The sequence below is a fragment of the Comamonadaceae bacterium OTU4NAUVB1 genome, from assembly GCA_024372625.1.
GTDB lineage: Bacteria > Pseudomonadota > Gammaproteobacteria > Burkholderiales > Burkholderiaceae_C > Variovorax.
The window spans coordinates 2,281,965-2,302,392 of the sequence record CP099605.1 but is presented as its reverse complement, the minus strand read 5'-3'; the positions used below and the strand labels follow the sequence as shown (position 1 = coordinate 2,302,392).

General features: G+C 70.4%; 15 protein-coding genes. 3 read left to right on the top strand and 12 right to left on the bottom strand.

Going from position 1 to position 20,428, the window contains the following annotated elements:
- Window positions 1-134 precede the first annotated feature (134 nt).
- Window positions 135-2,831, top strand: coding sequence for a type VI secretion system ATPase TssH (gene tssH, locus NF681_14285; protein UST53476.1), 2,697 nt, complete (start codon window positions 135-137; stop codon window positions 2,829-2,831).
- A 16-nt stretch (window positions 2,832-2,847) separates the two neighbouring features.
- Here tssH and NF681_14280 read toward each other — a convergent pair whose 3' ends face one another.
- On the bottom strand, window positions 2,848-4,059 hold the full coding sequence (locus NF681_14280; GenBank protein UST53475.1) for an ABC transporter substrate-binding protein: 1,212 nt from the start codon (window positions 4,057-4,059) through the stop codon (window positions 2,848-2,850).
- Window positions 4,060-4,260: 201 nt separating this feature from the next.
- Between NF681_14280 and NF681_14275 the strand changes: the two genes are divergently transcribed.
- Window positions 4,261-5,043, top strand: a complete 783-nt coding sequence (locus tag NF681_14275; GenBank protein UST53474.1) for an enoyl-CoA hydratase-related protein — start codon at window positions 4,261-4,263, stop codon at window positions 5,041-5,043.
- Window positions 5,044-5,123: 80 nt separating this feature from the next.
- The gene (locus tag NF681_14270; protein UST53473.1) at window positions 5,124-6,308 is read left to right on the top strand and encodes an acetyl-CoA C-acyltransferase family protein; all 1,185 of its coding nucleotides are present in this window, start codon (window positions 5,124-5,126) and stop codon (window positions 6,306-6,308) included.
- Between the two features lie 48 nt (window positions 6,309-6,356).
- Here the strand turns inward: NF681_14270 and NF681_14265 are convergent, their stop codons facing one another.
- The 11 genes from NF681_14265 to NF681_14215 form a co-directional block, all read right to left on the bottom strand.
- On the bottom strand, window positions 6,357-7,535 hold the full coding sequence (locus tag NF681_14265; protein ID UST53472.1) for a glycerophosphodiester phosphodiesterase: 1,179 nt from the start codon (window positions 7,533-7,535) through the stop codon (window positions 6,357-6,359).
- Window positions 7,536-7,654: 119 nt separating this feature from the next.
- Window positions 7,655-8,482 carry a phosphodiesterase gene (locus tag NF681_14260; protein UST53471.1) on the bottom strand — a complete coding sequence of 276 codons (828 nt, stop codon included), beginning with the start codon at window positions 8,480-8,482 and terminating at the stop codon, window positions 7,655-7,657.
- A complete protein-coding gene (locus NF681_14255; protein UST53470.1) occupies window positions 8,479-9,561 on the bottom strand; it encodes an ABC transporter ATP-binding protein in 1,083 nt (360 codons plus the stop codon). The genes NF681_14260 and NF681_14255 overlap by 4 nt, the downstream gene beginning before the upstream one ends.
- The gene (locus NF681_14250; GenBank protein ID UST53469.1) at window positions 9,551-10,351 is read right to left on the bottom strand and encodes an ABC transporter permease subunit; all 801 of its coding nucleotides are present in this window, start codon (window positions 10,349-10,351) and stop codon (window positions 9,551-9,553) included. Before NF681_14250 ends, NF681_14255 begins: the two co-directional genes overlap by 11 nt.
- Before the next feature lie 10 nt (window positions 10,352-10,361).
- On the bottom strand, window positions 10,362-11,171 hold the full coding sequence (locus tag NF681_14245; protein UST53468.1) for an ABC transporter permease: 810 nt from the start codon (window positions 11,169-11,171) through the stop codon (window positions 10,362-10,364).
- Complete coding sequence (locus NF681_14240) at window positions 11,168-12,181, bottom strand: ABC transporter substrate-binding protein (protein ID UST53467.1); 1,014 nt, start codon at window positions 12,179-12,181, stop codon at window positions 11,168-11,170. The genes NF681_14245 and NF681_14240 overlap by 4 nt, the downstream gene beginning before the upstream one ends.
- Before the next feature lie 54 nt (window positions 12,182-12,235).
- Window positions 12,236-13,243, bottom strand: a complete 1,008-nt coding sequence (locus tag NF681_14235) for a LacI family DNA-binding transcriptional regulator (protein ID UST53466.1) — start codon at window positions 13,241-13,243, stop codon at window positions 12,236-12,238.
- A 95-nt stretch (window positions 13,244-13,338) separates the two neighbouring features.
- Entirely contained in the window at window positions 13,339-14,529 is a 1,191-nt protein-coding gene (locus tag NF681_14230; protein ID UST53465.1) for an esterase-like activity of phytase family protein, read from the bottom strand.
- Window positions 14,530-14,661: 132 nt separating this feature from the next.
- Entirely contained in the window at window positions 14,662-16,566 is a 1,905-nt protein-coding gene (locus tag NF681_14225) for an alkaline phosphatase D family protein (protein UST53464.1), read from the bottom strand.
- A 138-nt stretch (window positions 16,567-16,704) separates the two neighbouring features.
- A complete protein-coding gene (locus NF681_14220) occupies window positions 16,705-18,552 on the bottom strand; it encodes a bifunctional metallophosphatase/5'-nucleotidase (GenBank protein ID UST53463.1) in 1,848 nt (615 codons plus the stop codon).
- A 507-nt stretch (window positions 18,553-19,059) separates the two neighbouring features.
- A complete protein-coding gene (locus NF681_14215) occupies window positions 19,060-20,259 on the bottom strand; it encodes a hypothetical protein (protein ID UST53462.1) in 1,200 nt (399 codons plus the stop codon).
- Window positions 20,260-20,428: the final 169 nt, after the last annotated feature.

Genomic DNA, 20,428 nt, shown 5'->3' with positions numbered 1-20,428 from the left:
TCGTCCATCATGCGCGCCCCAGGCCGTTCGCCGACCCGGCCACCGGCATCGATCGCACGCGCCACCGAGGCCGTCGGATCGCCCGGGTTCCCCTTCGAACGTCTTCGGAACCCCCCGGAAAGGAAAGCATTCCCATGAGCGAGATCAGCCGCGTCGCCCTGTTCGGCAAACTCAATCCGCTGGCCTACCAGGCCATCGAGAGCGCCACCGTCTTCTGCAGGATGCGGGGCAATCCCCACGTCGAACTGGTGCACTGGATCGTGCAACTGGTGCAGGGCGCGGGCAGCGACCTCCAGGCCATCCTGCGCCACTTCCAGGTCGATGAGGCGGTCCTGTCGCGCGACCTCACCGCCGCGCTCGACCGCCTGCCGCGCGGGGCCACCGCCGTGTCCGACTTCTCCGGACTCGTCGAGCAGGCGATCGAGCGCGCCTGGGTCCACGCCACGCTGCAGTTCGGCGACTCGCACGTGCGCACCGGAGCGCTGGTGCTGGGCCTGCTGCGAACCCCGGCCCTGCGCGACGCGCTGCTGGGCCTCTCGCGGCAGTTCGGGAAGCTGCAGGCCGACGCGCTGGCCGAGCATTTCCAGCGGATCTGCGGCGGCACCGCCGAGGCGACGCTGGGCGCGCAGGACGGCGGCGCCGTCGGCGCGGCGCGACCCCGTGCCGGCGCCGCCGGGGACGCCGTCGCCCCCGCCGCCATGGGCCGGGGGGAGGCGCTCGCGAGGTTCTGCGTCGACCTGACGGCGCGCGCCCGCGAGGGCGGCCTGGACCCGGTCACCGGCCGCGACGAGGAGATCCGCCGGATCGTCGACGTGCTGATGCGCCGGCGCCAGAACAACCCGCTGCTCACCGGGGAGGCCGGCGTCGGCAAGACGGCGGTGGTCGAGGGCCTCGCCCAGCGCCTGGCACGCGGCGACGTGCCGCCGCAGTTGAAGGACGTCTCGCTGCTGGGCCTGGACCTGGGCCTGCTGCAGGCCGGCGCCAGCATGAAGGGCGAGTTCGAGCAGCGCCTGCGCCAGGTGATCGACGAGGTGCAGGCGAGCCCCAGGCCGATCATCCTGTTCATCGACGAGGTGCATGCCCTGGTGGGCGCGGGCGGCGCGGCCGGTACCGGCGACGCGGCCAACCTGCTCAAGCCGGCGCTCGCGCGCGGCGACCTGCGCACCATCGGCGCCACCACCTGGGCCGAGTACAAGAAGTACATCGAGAAGGATCCGGCGCTGACCCGCCGCTTCCAGGTCGTGCAGATCGCCGAGCCCGACGAGGCCGGGGCCGTCCTGATGCTGCGCGGCGTCGCCTCGGCGCTGGAGCGGCACCACCGCGTGCAGCTGCTCGACGAGGCCATCGAGGCGGCGGTGCGGCTCGGCCACCGCTACATCCCGGCGCGGCAGCTGCCCGACAAGGCGGTCAGCCTGCTCGACACCGCCTGCGCCCGCGTCGCGGTGAGCCAGCACGCCACGCCGGCCGAGGTCGAGGACTGCCTGCGGCGCATCGAGGCGCTGGAGACCGAGGCGGGCATCGTCGAGCGCGAAGCCGCCGTCGGCGTGCGGGTGGGCGAACGTGGCCGCGAGGTCGCCGCCGGACTGGCCAGGGAGCGCGAACGGCGCGACGTCCTGGCGGCGCGCTGGCGGCGCGAGCAGGCGCTCGTGGCGCGGGTGCTGGCCCTGCGTGCCGCCCTGCGCGAGGCCGCCGGGCGGGTGGAGGACACGGTGGCCGTGGCGGTGGACGCCGCCGCCCCCGGGCGCGACGCGCTGCTCGCCGAACTGCACGCCGAGCAGGACGCGCTCGCCGCGCTGCAGGGCGAATCGCCGCTGGTCATGCCGGCGGTGGACGCGCAGGCCGTGGCGGGCGTGGTGGCCGACTGGACCGGCATCCCGGTGGGGCGCATGGTCGGGGACGAACTCGGCACGGTGCTGCGCCTGGGCGAGACCCTGGGGCGGCGCGTCATCGGTCAGCAGCACGGCCTGGACATGATCGCCCGGCGCATCCAGACCGCGCGCGCCCGGCTGGACAACCCGGACAAGCCGATCGGCGTGTTCATGCTGTGCGGCACGTCCGGCGTGGGCAAGACCGAGACCGCGCTGGCCCTGGCCGAGGCGCTCTACGGCGGCGAGCACAACCTCATCGCCATCAACATGAGCGAGTTCCAGGAAGCCCACACCGTCTCCACGCTCAAGGGCGCGCCGCCGGGCTACGTCGGCTACGGCGAGGGCGGCATCCTGACCGAGGCGGTGCGTCGCCGGCCCTACAGCGTGGTGCTGCTCGACGAGGTCGAGAAGGCCCACCCGGACGTCCACGAACTGTTCTTCCAGGTCTTCGACAAGGGCCGCATGGAGGACGGGGAGGGCCGCGTGATCGACTTCAGGAACACCATCGTGCTGCTGACCTCCAACGTGGGCTCCGAGCAGGTGGCCGGCCTGTGCCGCGACCCCGCGTCGCTGCCCGGGCCGGAGGCGCTGGCCGAGGCGCTGCAGGCGCCGCTCGCGCAGGTCTTCCCGCCGGCCCTGCTGGGGCGTCTGGTGACCGTTCCCTACTACCCGCTGTCGGGCGAGACGATGGGGCGCATCGTGCGGCTGCAGCTCGATCGCATCCGCAAGCGCGTGGCGGCCAACCACGCCATCCCCTTCGTCTACGAGGCGTCGGCCGTCGAGCTGATCGTGCGGCGTTGCGACCGTCCCGAGGCCGGCGGCCGGATCATCGACGCGATCCTGACCAACACCGTGCTGCCCCGGGTCTCGATGGAATACCTCTCGCGCCTGGCGCGCGGGGAGGCGCTGGCGGCGATCACGCTGGGCGCCGCCGACGGCGAATTCACCTACGCCTTCGCCTGAGGCCGGACGTCCGGGGCTATTTCCACAGGGCGCAGCGGCTCTCGGCCTTGGTCGTGAACACGTCCTCGCCCTTGAGCTTCTGCACCACCTTGTAGTAGTCCCAGGGCTCCTTCGACTCCGCCGGCGACTTCACCTGCACCAGGTACATGTCGTGGACGAAGCGGCCGTCGGCGCGCACGAAACCCTTGGCGTAGAAGTCGTCGATCGGCGTCGACTTGATCCGCGCCATGACCGTGTCGGCATCGATGGTCTTCGCGGCCTGCACCGCCTTGAGGTAGGTGGTGGTGGCGGAGTAGTCGGCGGCCTGGATGTCGGTGGGCATGCGCTTGGTCTTCTCGAAGAAGCGGCGGCCGAAGGCGCGCGTCTTCTCGTCGAGGTTCCAGTCCCAGCTGGTGGTCAGCAGCAGGCCCTCGGTGGTCTTCAGGCCCAGGCTGTGCACGTCGGTCACGAACACCAGCAGCCCGACCATCTTCATCGTCTTGCCGATGCCGAACTCGCGCGCGGCCTTGATCGCGTTGATGGTGTCGCCCCCGGCGTTGGCCAGCGCCAGCACCTGGGCCTTCGAGTTCTGCGCCTGCAGCAGGTACGACGAGAAGTCGGAGGTGTTGAGCGGGTGCCTGACGCTGCCCAGCACGCTGCCGCCCTTTTCCCTGACGACCTTGCCGGCGTCGGCCTCCAGCGCCTGGCCGAAGGCGTAGTCGGCGGTGAGGAAGTACCAGCTCCTGTCGCCGCGCGCGATCACCGCGCTGCCGGTGCCCTTGGCCAGCGCGACGGTGTCGTAGGCGTAGTGGACGGTGTAGGGGCTGCACTGCTCGTTGGTCAGCACGGAGCTGCCCGCGCCGTTGACCACGAAGACGCGCTTCTTCTCCTGCGCCACCTTGGCCATGGCCAGGCCGGTGCCCGAGCTCGTGCCGCCGAAGAGCATCGTCAGGCCCTGCGTGTCGATCCATTCGCGCGCCTTCGAGGCGGCGATGTCGGCCTTGTTCTGGTGGTCGGCGGTCAGCAGCTCGATGGGCATGCCGTTGACCTTGCCGCCGAAGTCGTCGATGGCCATCTGGATCGCCAGCGCGCCGTTCTTGCCTTCCACGTCCGCGTACAGGCTCGACATGTCGGTGATGAAGCCGATCTTCAGCTTGTCCTGCGCCTGGGCGCCGACGGGGGCGAGCGCCGCCGCCAGCGTGGCGGCGGCCAGGGCGATGGCGCCGGCACCGCGCGAATGCTTCTTCATGGGTCGTGTCTCCGTTCTTGGGTTCGTGGGAAAAGCGGCGCGAAGGGGCGGGGTTGCCTCTTGCGCGACACCCGGCAGGGCGATCGGCTCGTCAAATCGTGGCCGACGCAGGAATATCCGGCGCGCCGCCCGGCGCGGCATCCGGAGTTCTCCCGAGCGTACAAACCCATGCCCCCCATCGATCGAGAAACGGACGCCCGCATGACCACCGACGCCCCCCTGCTGCTCGAGCGCGACGGCGCGGTGGCCCGGATCCGCTTCAACCGGCCGGCCGCCCTGAACGCCATCGACCCGCCGATGGCGCGCGCCTTCCTCGCCACCGTGCGCACCCTGGCGGCCGACCGCAGCGTGCGCGCGGTGCTCATGAGCGGTGCGGGCAAGGGCTTCATGGCCGGCGGCGACCTGGGCGTGCTGAGCGCCGACCCGCGGCGCGGCGCGGCCGAGCTGATCGGCCCGCTGCACGAGGCCCTGACCGTGCTCGACGCCATGGACGCGCCGCTGGTCGCGCAGGTGCACGGCGTGGCGGCCGGGGCCGGGCTGAGCCTGATGCTGCAGGCCGACTTCGTGCTCGCGGCCGCCGGCACGCGCTTCAACCTCGCCTACGCCAACATCGGCGCGAGCTGCGACGTCGGCGCCTCGTGGGCGCTGCCGCGCCGGGTCGGCCTGCGCCGGGCGCTGGAGATCGCGCTGCTCGGCGACACGCACGACGCCGATGCCGCCGAGCGCATGGGCCTGATCAACCGGGTGGTGCCCGCCGACGCGCTGGAGGCCGAGGCGCTGGCGCTGGCGCAGCGCCTGGCGCGCGGCCCGACCGTGGCGCTGGGCCACCTGCGCCGGCTGATGCGGGGTTCGTTCGACCGCGACCTGGCCGGCCAGCTCGACGCCGAGGCCGCCGCGTTCCAGGCCTGCGCCGCCACCGACGACTTCCGCATCGGCCTGGACGCCTTCCGCGACCGCAGGCCGGCGGCCTTCACCGGGCGCTGAACCGCTTCCTTTCCCTTCCCGCCTTCCCGCCTTTCCGCCTTCCCGCCTTCTTTCCCACCCACCTTCCGGAGACCCGTTCCATGACCCTGCCCGACATCTTCGTGGTCGGCACCGCCCGCACCGCCATCGGCACCTTCGGCGGCGCGCTCAAGGACGTGCCCAACACGCAGCTCGCCACCACCGCCGTCGAGGCCGCCATCGGCCGCAGCGGCGTGCCGGCCGACGCCATCGGCCACGTCGTGATGGGCAACGTGATCCCCACCGACGTCAAGGACGCCTACCTGAGCCGCGTGGCCGCCATCGACGCGGGCTGCCCGATCGAGACGCCGGCCTTCAACGTCAACCGCCTGTGCGGCTCGGGCCTGCAGGCGATCGTCTCGGCGGCGCAGGCCATCGCGCTGGGCGACTGCGACATCGCCATCGGCGGGGGCTCGGAGTCGATGAGCCGGGGGCCGTACTTCGACACCTCGGCGCGCTACGGCGCGCGCATGGGCGACGCGGTGCTGCTCGACTACATGCTGGGCATCCTGCACGACCCGTGGGAGAAGATCCACATGGGCATCACCGCCGAGAACGTGGCCGCGCGCTACGGCATCTCGCGCGAGCGCATGGACGCGCTGGCCGCGACCAGCCAGCAGCGCGCCGCGGCGGCCATCGCGGCGGGCCGCTTCAAGGAGCAGATCGTCCCGGTCGAGGTGAAGACGCGCCGGGGCGTGACCTTCTTCGACACCGACGAGCACGTGCGCGCCGACACCACGGTGGAGACGCTCGCGAAGATGAAGCCGGCGTTCAGGAAGGACGGCGCGGTGACCGCCGGCAACGCCTCGGGCATCAACGACGGCGCCGCCGCCGTGGTGCTGGCCAGCGCCGATCGCGTGCGCGCGCTGGGCCTCAAGCCGCTCGCGCGCCTGGTGGGCTACGCGCACGCGGGCGTCGAGCCGGCCTACATGGGGATCGGTCCGGTGCCCGCCACGCGCAAGCTGCTGGAACGCACCGGGCTGAAGGTCGACGACTTCGACGTCATCGAGTCGAACGAGGCCTTCGCGGCGCAGGCCTGCGCGGTGATCCAGGAACTGGGCTTCGACCCGGAGAAGGTCAACCCGAACGGCTCGGGCATCTCGCTGGGTCACCCGGTGGGCGCGACCGGCGCCATCATCACGACCAAGGCGATCGCCGAGCTGCACCGCACCGGCGGGCGCCACGCGCTGGTGACGATGTGCATCGGCGGCGGCCAGGGCATCGCGGCGGTGTTCGAGCGGGTCTGAACCGACGCCGCGCCGCGCCACGGCCGCCGGCCGGCGGCGGCCCCGCCTTCAGCGCCTGCCCACGAACGCGTCGCGTGCCTGCCGGCCCAGGAACGGGTGGTCGGTGAAGAACCCGTCGATGCCCAGCTTCAGGAACACCGCGATCTGCCCGGCCATGTCGCCGAGCGCCGCGGGATCGGCTCCGGCGTCGAACTCGTTGGGCAGGAAGGCGTTCTCGGCGCGGAAGGTGTAGGGATGCACCAGCAGACCGGCATTGTGGGCGTCGGTGACCAGCGAGGTGGGCGTGCCGAGCGTGCCGGCGGCGGTGAGCGGCACGATCAGTCCCGTGGTCGGTCCGATGCCGTTGGCGTAGCCGACGACGTCGGCCAGGCCGGTCGGCTTGGCGAGGTCGCCATAGGTGCGGCGGTCACCGCTCACGACGAAATCCCAGGGCCGCGTGGTTGCGCCGCCATAGAGCTGGACCAGCGGCACGCGCGTCATGCCGCGCAGCTTGCGCAGGTTGGCGGTCTCGAAGGACTGCAGGAAGATCCTGGAATCGGCGCGCTTGTAGCCGTGGCGCTCAATCAGCTGTACCAACGGCTCCTCGAGCGGGAGGTTGATGCCCTGGAAGTAGGTCGGGTGCTTCGTCTCCACATAGAGGCCGACCGGCTTGACCTTGCGCAGGGAGCGACCCTCCGCCTTGGCGTCCGCGTCGCGACGCTGGTTGGCCTGATCCACGAGTTGAAGGATTTCCTCGAAGGTCGGGATCTCGAACATGCCGTCGAAGCGCGTGTTCGCCGTGCGCAGGGCTGGCAGGCGCTCCCTGGCGCGCAGCGTCTTCAGCTCGGCGAGCGTGAAGTCCTCGGTGAACCAGCCGGTGATGCTGACGCCGTCGATCGACTTGGTGGTCTTGCGTGAAGCAAACTCGGGCTTGCTCATGACATCGGTCGTCGCCTCGCGCACGCTGCCGTCGTCGTTGAGGATGGCGATCGCGTTTTCATGCCGCGCGACGAGCACGCCGTCCTTGGTGCTGACCAAGTCGGGCTCGACGAAATCGGCCCCCTGCTCGATGGCGAGCCAGTAGGACGCCAGCGTGTGCTCCGGCACGTAGCCACTGGCGCCGCGGTGGCCGATGACCAGCAGCTCGGCCTTTTCCTTCTGCGGCGGCGGGCCCGGACGGCCATGGAACGGGCTCGCGCCGGCATTGCCGCAGACCGCGACGAGGGCGGCGACGAGCACGGAGGTCATGAATTTCATCGGTCTTGCTCCAGACGATTGTGGGTGAAGCGCCACCTTAAGCCAGCGTCGTGACCTTCGCATGACGATCTTGCCCGGTCGGTCGGTCGGCCGGACGCCGTCCACGTCCCTCAATCGATCAACGCCCCGTTCTCGTGGAACGGGTACGGTCCGTCGAACGTGCCCGACGCGCAGAGGTGCGTGACGAGCCGCTGGCCGTCCCAGGCGTGGAGGCGGAAGCCCGGGGGCTCCAGCATCCAGGCCGACGGTGCGGACGGATCGAGGTCGAGCGCGACCTGATGGCCGGGCGCCGGCGAGGTCGACGCGATGGTGCCGCCGAAGCGCACGTCGATCGCCCGGTGCAGGTGGCCGCAGATCACGCGCTCGACGTTGGGATGGCGCGCGACCAGTGCCTCCAGCTCGGCGCCGCCTTCGCGCAGGCCGATGTCGTCCATGTGGCCGATCAGCGTGCGGAAGGGTGGATGGTGCATGGCGATGATCACCGGCTCGCCCCGGCAGGCGGCGAGTTCCCGCGCGAGCCAGTCCAGCCGTTGGGCATCGAGCGAGCCGTGGCTGTGGCCGGGCACGCAGGTGTCCAGCGTGATCAGGCGCAGGCCGCCCACCTTCACGCCGTACTGGACGAAGCCGCCGCCCGCGCCGAGGTGGCCGTGCGTCGGGAAGCTGCGGCGCAGCTGGTCGCGGTCGTCGTGGTTGCCCGGCATCAGGTAGACCGGCATGGCCAGCGGTGCCAGCAGCTCGGCCAGGTGGGCGTACTCTGCGGCACGGCCGAAATCGCTCAGGTCGCCGGTGACGACCACCGCGTCGGGCCGCTGGCGCAGGCGCAGCACGCTCTGGACCGCGCGCCGCAGGTAGGGCGCGGTGTCGATGCGGCCGTAGGCCAGCCGACCGGGCTCGCGGATGTGCGGGTCGGTGAGCTGGACGAGGAAGGTCGGGGTCATGGGGCGGGTTCCTGTTCGGAGGTCATGAGGCGTTCGGGCTGGATGCGCACGCCGACCTCGTCGCCGACCCGGTACGGCGTGTCGCGCGCGACGTCGGCCAGCAGCGCCGGCTGGTCGGCGAGGCCCAGGCGCAACTGCACCCGGTCGCCGAGGAAGGTGCGCTGCCGGACCTGCGCCACGCCCCAGCCCGACGGGCCGGATTCGACGGCGCTGCGCGGTCCCACCTGGACGTCCTCGGGGCGCAGCAGCAGGATGCGATGACCCATCCAGGCCGAAGGGCAGGCGAGCGTCCGGCCGCCGAACGGGAGGGTGCCCTGGACGACGTCCTGCTCCGAGCGCTCGATGCGGTTCACCCGCCCGAGGAACTCCGCGACGAAGGGATCGCCCGGCGAGCGGTACAGGTCCTCGCCGCGGCCGACCTGCACGATGCGCCCGGCGCGCATCACCGCCAGGCGGTCGGCGATGGCCATCGCCTCCTGCTGGTCGTGCGTGACGTGGACGGCGGTGATGTGCAGCCGGCGCAGCAGTTCGGCCAGCTCGTCGCGCAGCGATTCCTTGAGCTTGGCGTCCAGCGCCGCCAGCGGCTCGTCGAGCAGCAGCACGCGCGGGCGCACCGCCACCGCGCGCGCCAGCGCCACGCGTTGCCGCTGGCCGCCCGACAGCTCGCCCGGGCGCTTGTCCTCCAGGCCGTTCAGCCGCACCAGGTCGACCAGTTCGCCGACCGTGCGCTGCGCGTCGCGCTTGGCGACACCGCGGATGCGCAGCCCGTAGCCGATGTTGGCCGCCACGCTCATCTGCGGAAACAGCGCGTAGCTCTGGAACACCATGCCGACGCCGCGCTGCTCGACCGGCCGGTGCGTCACGTCCTGTCCGCCGAAGGCGATGCGCCCGCCGTCGTCGAGCGTCTCCAGCCCGGCGATGAGGCGCAGCAGCGTGGTCTTACCGCAGCCCGAGGGCCCCAGCAGGGCCAGCACCTCGCCGGGTTCGACGTGCAGCGAGGTCGGCCGCAGGCCGACCGTGCCGTCGGCGTAGGTCTTGGCGACGTGGTCGATGTCGATCGGGATGCGTTCAAGTTCCATGGCGTTGTTGCAGCAGGTGGGCGAGGGACTGCAGGCCCCACAGCACCGGGAGGATGACGATGAAGAACACCAGCGTGTAGGCCGAGCCGACCTCCAGCCGCATCGAGGCGTAGCTGTCGGCCAGGCCGACGGGCAGCGTGCGGGTGAGCGGGGTGTGCAGCATCCAGGTCAGGTTGAATTCGCCCACCGACAGCGTGAAGACCATCAGGCCGCCCGCGACGATGGCCGGGAACACGGCGGGCACCAGGATGCCCATGAAGCGCTGGCGGAAGCTCGCGCCCAGCGTGCGGGCGGCTTCCTCGAGCGCGACCAGGTCGTGGCGCTGGAAGGCCGAGGCCACGGTCCGCACCATGAACGGCAGCGTGAAGACGACGTGGCCCACCAGGATGAAGGCGAAGCTCTGGCGGAACGCGCCGATCTGCCCGTAGGCGAGGATCAGCGCCAGCGCCGTCGCCAGGCCCGGCACCGCGACCGGCAGCGTCAGAAGCTCCTCGAAGGCGCGCGCCGCCCGGGAACGGCTGCGCGCGATGGCGTAGGCGCAGGGCACGCCGAGCACGACCGTCAGCGCGACGCAGGCCACCGCCAGCGCCAGCGACCAGCCGACCGTGCCGCCGTAGACCTCCCAGACCTCGCCGAGCCAGCGCAGCGTGAGGCCGCTCTTCAGGCCCGCGCCGTAGTTGACGACCAGCCCCGCCATCACCGACAGCAGCATCGGCGCGATCATGAAGAAGCTGACGAGGGCCGTCACCGCGAACAGCACCGGCGCCCGGTTTGGCGTGTCGTTGCGCATGGCGGCCTCCTCAGCGAGCGACCGGGCCGCCGCCGAACTGGCGTGCCACGAACAGCACCAGCCAGGTCACGCTGCCCAGCGCGATCGACAGCGAGGCCGCGAGCGCGAAGTTCGCGTGGTTGGTGAACTCGTTGTAGATCGTGATCGGGAGCACCTCGAACTTGCTCGCCAGCGTGAACGCCGTGCCGAAGGCGCCCATCGAGGTCGCGAACAGGATCGCGCCGCAGGCCAGCGTGGTCGGCGCCAGCTCCGGCAGCCAGACGTCGCGCACCACCCGCAGGCGCGAGGCGCCGAGCGAGCGCGCGGCTTCCTCCAGCTGCAGGTTCATCGCGCCGGCCGCCGCGGCATAGGTCGCGATGGCGCGCGGCAGGGAGAAGTACAGGTACGCCACGAACAGCCCGAGCAGGCCGTAGGCGAAGGTGACGCGGTGGCCGGTGAGCGCGTCCGAGAGATCGGCCACCAGCCCTTGCCGTCCGCCCAGCAGGATCACGAAGAAGCCGACGATCACGCCGGGAAACGACAGCGGCAGGGTCAGCAGCGACAGCAGCACCCGCTTGCCCGGAAAATCGCGCCGCGCCAGGTAGATGCCGACCGCGCCGCCGAGCACCAGCGTCGCCAGCGTCACGACCAGCGACAGCGCCACGGTCTGCGCCATGCTCGCGAGGTAGCGGCCGTCGGTGAGGACGACGAAATAGGTGGCCCAGCCCCGTTGCGCCGGCAACGCGAGCAGGCGCGTGGCCGGCAGCAGCCAGAACAGCAGGAAGAAGGCGCCGGCCGGGGCCGCGCAGCCCAGCAGCAGCCAGCGCTGGCGCGACTTCAACGCACCTCCTTCAGGTAGCGGTCGGAGAAGGCGCGCTGCGCGGCGGCCATCCGGGCGTAGTCGACGGTCCTGGCGCGCTGGTATTGGGCGGCGGGCAGGAACTGCGCCTCGATCTCCCTGGGCATCGCGCCGGCGCGGACCGGGCGCAGGTAGGCCTTGGCCCAGATTGCCTGACCTTCGTCGGACAGCACGAAGTCCAGCGCCTTCTTCGCGTCGGCGGCGTGCGGCGCGCCGGCGACCAGGCTCATCACGTACGGCACCACGACCGTGCCTTCGGCCGGGATCACGAAGGCGACGTTGGCCTTGTCCTTGTACTTGGCGCGGTAGGCGTTGAAGTCGTAGTCGAGCAGGATGGCGATCTCGCCCGACAGCACGCGCGCGTAGGAGGTCTGCTTGGGCACGATGGGCTCGTTCTTCTGCAGGGCCCTGAAGTAGTCGATGGCCGGGGCGAAGTCGTCGAGCGTGCCGCCGCGCGCCTCGTTGACGGCCACCGCGCCGACATAGCCGACGAAGGCGGACGCCGGATCGAGGTAGCCGATCAGGCCCTTGTACTCGGGCTTGAGCAGGTCGGCCCACGACGTCGGCACCGGCTTGCCCTTGAGCGCGTCGACGTTGACCATGAAGCCGAGCGTGCCCGAATGGATCGAGAACCAGTGGCCGGCCGGGTCCTTCAGGCCGTCGGGGATGTCCTTCCAGTGGGCCGGCTGGTAGGGCGCGAGGACGCCGTCCCGCTTCGCCTGGATCGCGAAGGTCACGCCCAGGTAGGTCATGTCGGCGACCGGGCTGGCCCTCTCGGCCACCAGCTGGGCCAGCGACTGGCCGGAGTTCTTGTTGTCGGGCGGCACCGTGACGCCGGTCTTCGCCTTGATCGCGCGCAGCTGCGTGCCCCAGTCGGCCCATTCGGTCGGGCAGTTGTAGCAGAGGGCCGTCTGGGCCATGGAGACGCTGGCGGCGGCCAGGCCGGCGGCCAGCACGCCCAGGCGGGCGATTCGTTGGAGGGTCGAGGACATGCGGAACTCCTTGCTTGGATCGATGAAAAGGATGGGACGGGACGTGAGGAAGCGTCAGGGCACGCCGGAGCGGGCGACGCCGCAGGATTCGCCTTCCCGGAAGGCATGCGGCAGGGTCAGGCTGGACGCGGCCGTCGGCGCCTCGCCGGTGGCCAGCGCGCGCAGCAGGAGCTCGACCCCGTGGCGGCCGATGTCGCGGTTGGGCTGCACCACGGTGCTCAGGGCGGGCGTCAGTTCTTCGCCGAGCGCGATGCCGTCGAAGCCGACCACGGTCAGGTCGTGCGGGACCCGCAGCCCGCTGCCGTGAGCCGCGCGAAGGCAGCGGATCGCCAGCAGGTCGTTGGAGCAGAAGAGGGCGGTGGGGCGCGAGGGGGCCTGCAGGAGTTCGCGCAGGGTCTCCGCCGCGCGTTCGACGAACGGCACTTCCACCAGGGGCGGCGTCGCCAGGCCGGCCTCGGCCATGCCACGCCGGAAGCCGGCGAAGCGCTGCTGCGCGCGGTCGGACACGGCCAGCGTGCCGCTGACCATCGCGATGCGCCGGTGTCCCAGCCCGGCCAGGCGGGCCACGACCTCGGCCGCCGCCGTTTCACCGTCGACCGACACGCAGGGGTGCGCGGGATGCCGGTTGTAGGCCAGGACGTAGGGCACCCCGGCGTCGTGGAGCCGCCGCAGCGCCACCGCATCGGACGCACTGGACACCACCAGGATCATCCCGTCGACATTGCTGGCGATGAGCTGGGCGACCGCGTGCGCTTCCCGGTCCAGCGCGTAGCCGGTGGTGACGGGAAGGATCGCGTAACCACCGGCGGCGGCGGTCTCGGCGATGCCTTGCAGGCACTCGGCGAAGGCCGGATTGAGCAGCGTGGGAAGCACGATGCCGAGCACGCGGCTGCGCTGGGTGCGCAAGGCACGGGCGCTCACGTTCGGCAGGTAACCGAGGTCGCGGGCGATGCGTTCCACGCGCTCGCGCGTGGCCGGGGCCACCCGGTCGGGCAGGTTGAAGGCGCGCGAGACGGTCGCGACGGAGACGCCCGCGCGGCGGGCAACGTCCTGGATGTTCAAGGGCGGGTCGGTTTCATGTAATCGATTACATTGAAACGCCGCCATGTGTCGCCGTGATGACGGAACGCGGCCCGGCGCCGCCGCCGGGCCGCCGGTCAGGGCTGGACGTCGAAGACCAGGAACTGGTTGCGGTCCGTCGGCGAATCCGCCGTGGGAAAGTTGTCGTCCGCCACGACGACCAGCGAGTCGTGGCCGTTGGGCAGCCTGGGGCCGAACGTCATGCCTTCCAGGTTGGCGATGCCTCCCAGCGACGCCTTCAGCGTCTCGAAGTCCAGCACCAGGCGCTTGGTGACCGGCGCGTAGCCGGCCCCGGCGAGCGCGGGCGTGTTCGATACATCGGTCGCTCGACTCACGTCGATCTCGTAGAGCCGGACCTGGTTGCCGACGACGCCGACGGAGAAGCTGCGCTCCAGGACCAGGAAGCGGGTGTCGGTGATCGCCAGGATCTCGGTGGCGCCGCTCACGGCGAATTGTCCGGCCGGCACGGGTTCGGCCTGGACGCGTTCCACCGGGTAGGCGTACTGCGCCTGGGCCGTGCCGGTCGCGCGATCGAACACGGTGATGCGGGACACCGCACCCGCCGTCGGGGTCGGCGCCGGGCCGTCTTCGTACCGCGGTCCTTCGGCGAGCACGACGGTCCTGGTGCGGTCGGGCGTGACGGTCAATCCCTCGAAGACCAGGTTGCTGCGCGGCCCGCGCTCGGCGGCCGACATCCTGAACATCGCCGGCAACGCGTACTCGCGGACGTGGGCGCCATCGGCCGTGATCTCCCGGATGAACGGGTCGATCAGGCGCTGCGCCGTGGTGGCGGTGGCCGGTGTCCGCTCTCCCTCGCTGGTCCACAGGTAGTTGCCGGAGACCGGATCGAGCCGCACGGCCTCGGGGTCGGGGGTCAGCAGGTCGGGCACCTTCGGATAGGTCGCGCCATCGGGCTGCTTCATGCTGAAGGTCGACAGCATCCGGACGCTGGTGAATCGCTGGGCGTCGAAGTCCAGGCGCGCGGTGTATATCCGGGGGGGCTGCGCCGAATCGGTGGCGGTGCGATCGTCGGAGACGAGCACGTAACGGTCGTTGACGGCGTCGTAGTCGATGCCGGACAAGCCTCCCACGACGGTGCCCTGGAACTCGCCGCGTCGGGGCAGCACCTGCTGGCCGATCAGTTTGAGCGAACCCACGCGGCGTTCGGCAGGACCGTCGTCGTCGTTGCCGCCGCCGCAGCCGTTCAGGGCGGCGAGGCAGCCGAGCGCGGTGGCGGTGGCGAGGTGGCGGAGAGATTGGAAGTGCATGGTTCGACGGGGTCCCGAGGGCGAAGTCCCCGAGCCTAGGCAACCCGGGTGACAGCGCCGTGAAGACGGCGCACGCGTGCCGCGACTCGAAGCGGACCCCGGGCCCGCGCCGGCTCGGCCGTCAAGCCACCGTCAGGCGATCGTCGGCGCCGCGATGCCCGCCGACGACGCCGGCACCGTGACCGTGCGGCCGAGCGCGACGGTGTACGTCGGCGCTTTCACGCTGCTCACGAAGACATACTCGGCCCTGACTTCGCCGAGCGAGAACGTCATCGAGAGATAGCCGCGGCGCGTCGTGTCGCAGTACGCGACATCGTCGATCAGACCCAGGCCCGCGCCGAGCGCGGCGGTGCCCAGCTGGGGCACCAGCGCGCTGCCGTCGATCGAACTGGCCAGGGCGCCCAGGCCGGCGCTCTCGAATCCGGTCGACGTCACGGACGTCCCGGCGAACTCGATGCCCAGCTTCTCCTGGTTCAGGCTCGTGAGGTAGGTGAACCAGCCGTTGTGCGAATCGCCCGACAGCGTGACCAGGCGCTTGCCCTGCGCCTTGGCCGCCTGCAGGATCGCCTCGCGCTGTGCCGGATAACCGTCCCAGGCGTCGAGACTGTACGGCACGCGCGGGTTCGTCGCCGGGTCGAGGAGCGCCGCATGCGCCGGCGTCAGCAGGTTCGGACCACCGGCGGCGCGCGCCGCCTTGGCCCCCAGGAACGCCGAGATGGCGGCCGGAGCGCCCGACGGATTGGCCGCGACCGCGCCCAGGACGGACGCCGGAAGCCACATGCGGGCCATGAGGGTCTGATTGCCCAGCACCTGCCAGGTCGCCGTGGAACCTCTCATGCCGTCGACCAGCCAGTCCTGCTGCGCGGCACTCATCATCCGGCGAGACGCGTCGGGCCGGACGCCCGTCGCGTCGGGCGTCAATCCCGCCAGGTAACGCGCCGTGCCGCCGTCGGCGTCGCCGAAGCCGTCGTACTGCCGGTCGCGGCCTTCGATGCGGGTGTCGAGCATGTGCAGCGTCAGGACGCGGCCGAACTCGAAGCGCCGGTAGATCTTCAGGAGGTCGGCCGGATCGGGCGTGCGGATCGGCATCCACTCGTGATAGACCCTGGCGGCGATGTTCTTGCGCGTGACCCAGTCGCCCTGCGTGGCGGGATCGTGGTTTTCCGCGCCGTTGACGTAGGCGTTGTTGGCGAACTCGTGGTCGTCCCACACCGTGATCCAGGGCATGCGGGCGTGCGCCGCCTGGAGGCTGAGGTCCGACTTGTACAGCGCGTGCCGCGTGCGGTAGTCGTTCATCGTCACGATGTCGTTGGCCGGGCTGGCGATCCGGTTGCCCGGAATGCTGGCGTTGCCGTACTTCTTCGGATCGGAACCGTACTCGTAGATGTAGTCGCCCAGGTGCAAGGCGTACAGGGCGTCGGACTTGGCGGCCGCGTCGTAGGCGTGGAAGTAGCCCTCCGAATACAGGGCGCAGGAGAACACCGCCAGCTTCACCGATGCCACGCCGGCGGCAGGCAGGGTGCGCGTGATGCCCACGGTCGAGGACGCGCCGGTGAGGTCGCGAAAGCGGTAGAAATAGCTGGCGCCGGCGCTCAGGCCGGTCGCGTCCACCTTCGCGGTGAAGGACGTGGCCTCGGTGGCCGTGACCGTGCCGCTGCGAACGACGGCGGTGAAGGCGGCGTCCGTCGCGACCTCCCAGTTCAAGCGGACGTCGGCGACGCTGGCGGGCACCTTGGCGTGCGTCCAGAGGATGACGCGGTCGGCCAGGGGGTCGCCGCTGGCGACGCCGAACGCGAACACGGCCGGCGTCGACGCGGGCGTGCCCGGCGCGGGGGTCGCGGCCGGCGCGTCGTCGTCGCTTCCTCCGCCGCACGCCGCCAGGGATCCCGCGGCTGCCAGCGCCAGCGCGCTGGACGACGACCGGACCAGGAAATCGAGGAAATCACGACGCCGCCGATTGGCGAGGTCCCGTGGATCGGCGTCGATGGACGAAGGCGATGGCGATGGCGATGGCGATGGCGTGTTGTTCTTGCGCACGGGGAGGCTTTCGGGAGGGAGTGACGCCATTGGAAGCAGCGCGTGTGACGGGTGCGTGAAGCGCCGTGCGTCGGAGGCCGACCGCCCGGGCGCCCACGTCGGCACCCGGCGGGCCGGCGGGCGGCGTCCGCGCGCGGCTCAGGATCCCGCGAGGTTCCGGATCCGCGACGCCGCGGGAGGGACCAATGCGCCGGCGGACCTGATGTAGGCCTCGAGGGCGTCCACGTCCTGGTCGCCGCCCAAGGTCTGGGTGCCTTCGTTGAAGACCGTGAAGTTGTCGCCGCCCGTGGCCAGGAAGCTGTTCATCGTGACCCGGTAGGACGTGGCATCGCCCAGGGGCGTGCCGTCGAGCGACAGGGCCGAGATGCGCGAACCCGCCGGGGCGGCGAGGTCGTACGCGTACGTGAACCCATTGGAAGGCGCCAGCACGCGGGGCGCGGACACGGTGTTGGAGCCGCTGTTGAATTGCTGCTCCAGCAGCGCGCGGATCTGGGCACCGGTCATGGTCTTCACGACCAGGCTGTTGCCGAACGGCTGGACGCCGAACAGCTGGCCGTAGGTGACGTCGCCATTGGCCGCCGGCACCAGGTCGGCCCGGACCCCACCGGGGTTCATGAAGGCGATCTGCGCGCCGCCCTTGGCGGCCGGCGCCGTCGCGGCGAGTTGCGCGTCCGCGATGAGATTGCCCATCGAGGTCTCGCGCGACGGCGAACTGGTGCGCGTGGCCGGTGCGGTCAGCCGACCCGTCACGCGGGCCACCAGGGGCTGGGCGACGCTCAGGTACTGCGTGACGAGGTTGGCGATCTCCGCGTTCTTCTCGAAGCGGGGGTACTCGCTGGTCAGCGCCACGGTGCTCGTCCCGGCGACATAGGGCTCGCCCTGGACGATCACGTTGTCGGCGCGCTTGGCCGTCACCCGCCGCGTCGAGGTGTCGACCGTGAGGTCGATGTCCGTGACCAGCGTGCCGTACTGGCCCGCGCTGGTCAGCAGGAAGGGCTTGGCCGCGCTGGTCTTCGCGCGGTCGCACACGTAGGCGCGATGGGTGTGACCCGAGACGACGACATCGACGCTGGCATCCAGGCGATCGAGGATCGGCAGGAGGTCCCCGCTGAGACCGGTGCAGTTCTTGTCGTTGTAGCCGGCGGTCGTCGTGGCGCCTTCGTGCACCACCACCACAATCACATCGACGCCCTGTGCGCGAAGACCGGGAATGAGCGCATTGGCCGTGTCGGCTTCGTCCCTGAAGGTCAGCCCGGCCACGCCGGCCGGCGTCACGATGTTCGGCGTGCCCTTGAGCGTCATGCCGATGAAGCCGACCTTCACCGTGGCGCCACCTTGAACGAAGGTCTTGACGCCGGTCGCCGGGAACAGGGTGGTGCCATCCGGCTTCACGGTGTTGGCCGCGAGAAAGCCGAAGTTGGCACCCGGGAAGGCCTTGTTGACCTTGCAGGGATCGAGCGCGGTGTTCTTCGCGCAGCCGCCGTTCTTCATCCGCAGCAATTCGGTCTGGCCCTTGTCGAACTCGTGGTTTCCCACCGCGTTGAAATCGATCTTCATCGCATTGACGGCCTCGATGGTCGGCTCGTCCAGGAACAGGGCCGAGACCAGGGGGGAGGCACCGATCATGTCGCCCGCCGAGACCACGGCATGGTTCGGATTCTTCGCCTTCAGCGACGCGATCGCCGATGCCAGGTAGGCCGCCCCGCCCGCTGGAACCGCCACGGTGCCGCCGGTGGACGAAGGCGCCGCGATCGACGTCCGGGGCGGCTCGAGGTTGCCATGCAGGTCGTTGAAGGCAATGAGCTTGATGCTCATGGTGGCCGGAACGGCGGGCGCCGGCGTCGCCGCGGGGACCGGCGTCGCCACTGCGACGGGCGTCGCCGTCGCGGCGGTGGCGTTGTCGCTGCCGTCCCCGCCGCCACAGGCGGTGACGAGGGTCGTCAGAAGCGCAATTGCGAGCTTCGCATCAATCTTGGTCTTCGGCATTGCAAGTCTCGCGCGTCGTGGAATGCGCAAAGGCTAGAAGCCGAACATGACGCCAGGATGACTTGGAGGAATCGATGGATCGACTCGATTATTCAAGTCGCTCGGCATTGCGACACCTACAATTCCCGCGCCCGTCGACGACGGTTCGTGCCATTGCGACCACGTGTCCATTGCAGGGGAGAAATCATGGAAGACGACTTCGAACGGATCGCCGACAGGACGAGGACCGAGTCGGCGGAGCTTCGCCGTCGCGACGAGGATCGCCGCTCGGTCCCCTGGTTGCGACGCACCCTTCGGAGCGTCGCCAGGGCATGGCCACTGATCGCCGTCGCATTGGCGATGCTTGTCTATTGGGCACTGAAAAGATAGCGCCGATGGCCCGTGATCGCAGGCGATCGATCGCCCGTCGAATCCGGTGTCCGGAATTGGCCGTGCGGATTGTCGGACATGCCGTCCGGCGCCGTGGCGACACCGACGCGGGAACCGTCGGGCCGACGACCGCAATGGTCATTTGGCGATCGTGATGGTCGGCCCCGCCTGTGCGGCGGGTGATACGGTCATCTGGAAAAGCTGGTACAGGAGACTGAAGGCTTTCCGGTCCCACGGATAGCCATCGCCGTCCCTGACGTAGAAATACCGGCCCTCGTAGGCCACGGAAGTCTCGAGCCGGTCGGGCCGTCCCGTCGATTCCTGAATCCTCAAGGTGCTCGCGGGGTTGTCCTTGATGAGGGGAGAGCGCGCATCCGGAGGCACGTCGAATTCCGGCTCCTCCTGCATGCCGCGTCCGAGGAAGGTGAGGACCTCGTGAAAACTGCGCAACCTCAGCCGGCCCCGCATCGGATACTCGCCGCCGGGATGCCCGGCGCGGATGTCCAGGAGGATCTCGTTGGTCGGTGCGTCCTCGGCCGCCGCGTGAAGTTCCAGGCGTTCGTCGTTGGACAGCACGCCAGGGTTGAAGTTGGTGATCATGATGCGGCCGCTGACGGGTTTGGACACCACGTAGGCACGCCGATCGGGCTGCAGTTTCAGCGAGAAATCCTTGTACACCGTCTGAAAGGACTCGGGCGTGACGAGCTCGGCGGGAACGCTCCAGATGCGTTGGAAGAACAAGGGCTCCACGTGCAGGGCGTGCCGATCCTGGATCGACGACAGATGCGCCATGACACGCCGGAAGACCCGGTAGCCCTGCAGGTCCGAAGGACGGTTGTGATGGACGCTGGGTGACTTGGGGTCGTTGTCCTGAAGCCGCAATTCGCTGCCCAGCAATCGTAGGAGCGAGTCGACGTCGTAGCCCTGGCGCAGCAGCAGCGTGAGCTTCTGTTCCTCGAACGGCGTGAGGAGCCGCTGCGTGAACTCGTCGCCCTGCATGGGCAGGATGCTGATGGTGGGATTCTCCTCGGCACTGCCGCCCAACGCGGGAACCAGCAGGTTGCCCCGATCGCCCGTGACGGCCCCGCCGACCCCGGCATTGACGGCGAAGCGGTAGGTGGCGGTGATGTTGGACACCGACGTGAAATGGATGGGCTGGTTGTGGCGCGCCCGTGCGATGTTCAGCAGCAACTGCTTGGAGACGCTGTCCGTCGTCGATTGATCGTAGGCCAGCACCATGCGATCCAGCGCGAGCGTCGATGCGCATCCGGACGACATTGCGACCGCGGCGCCTGCGAGCAGTCGAATCGCGATGTCGCGCACGATGGGGACGTTCATGTTTGGTTTTCTCGATGGATGGGGAAGCGGTCGCGACTCGGAAGTCCGGCGTCGCGCAGCGGCATTCTGGACCACGCCGCAACCATGCCCCGACCACGCCGTCGCCGTGACGCAATGCGCGGCACCGGGTGGAAACACGCGCATTGGACCGATGGCACGAAACGGATAA

Coding starts and splice junctions, on each gene's coding strand:
- NF681_14260 (UST53471.1), bottom strand. CDS start 8,482: ATGACCCCGACCTTCCTCGTCCAGCTCACCGACCCGCACATCCGCGAG.
- NF681_14255 (UST53470.1), bottom strand. CDS start 9,561: ATGGAACTTGAACGCATCCCGATCGACATCGACCACGTCGCCAAGACC.
- NF681_14215 (UST53462.1), bottom strand. CDS start 20,259: ATGAACGTCCCCATCGTGCGCGACATCGCGATTCGACTGCTCGCAGGC.
- NF681_14280 (UST53475.1), bottom strand. CDS start 4,059: ATGAAGAAGCATTCGCGCGGTGCCGGCGCCATCGCCCTGGCCGCCGCC.
- NF681_14240 (UST53467.1), bottom strand. CDS start 12,181: ATGTCCTCGACCCTCCAACGAATCGCCCGCCTGGGCGTGCTGGCCGCC.
- tssH (UST53476.1), top strand. CDS start 135: ATGAGCGAGATCAGCCGCGTCGCCCTGTTCGGCAAACTCAATCCGCTG.
- NF681_14265 (UST53472.1), bottom strand. CDS start 7,535: ATGACCTCCGTGCTCGTCGCCGCCCTCGTCGCGGTCTGCGGCAATGCC.
- NF681_14220 (UST53463.1), bottom strand. CDS start 18,552: ATGCCGAAGACCAAGATTGATGCGAAGCTCGCAATTGCGCTTCTGACG.
- NF681_14250 (UST53469.1), bottom strand. CDS start 10,351: ATGCGCAACGACACGCCAAACCGGGCGCCGGTGCTGTTCGCGGTGACG.
- NF681_14230 (UST53465.1), bottom strand. CDS start 14,529: ATGCACTTCCAATCTCTCCGCCACCTCGCCACCGCCACCGCGCTCGGC.
- NF681_14270 (UST53473.1), top strand. CDS start 5,124: ATGACCCTGCCCGACATCTTCGTGGTCGGCACCGCCCGCACCGCCATC.
- NF681_14275 (UST53474.1), top strand. CDS start 4,261: ATGACCACCGACGCCCCCCTGCTGCTCGAGCGCGACGGCGCGGTGGCC.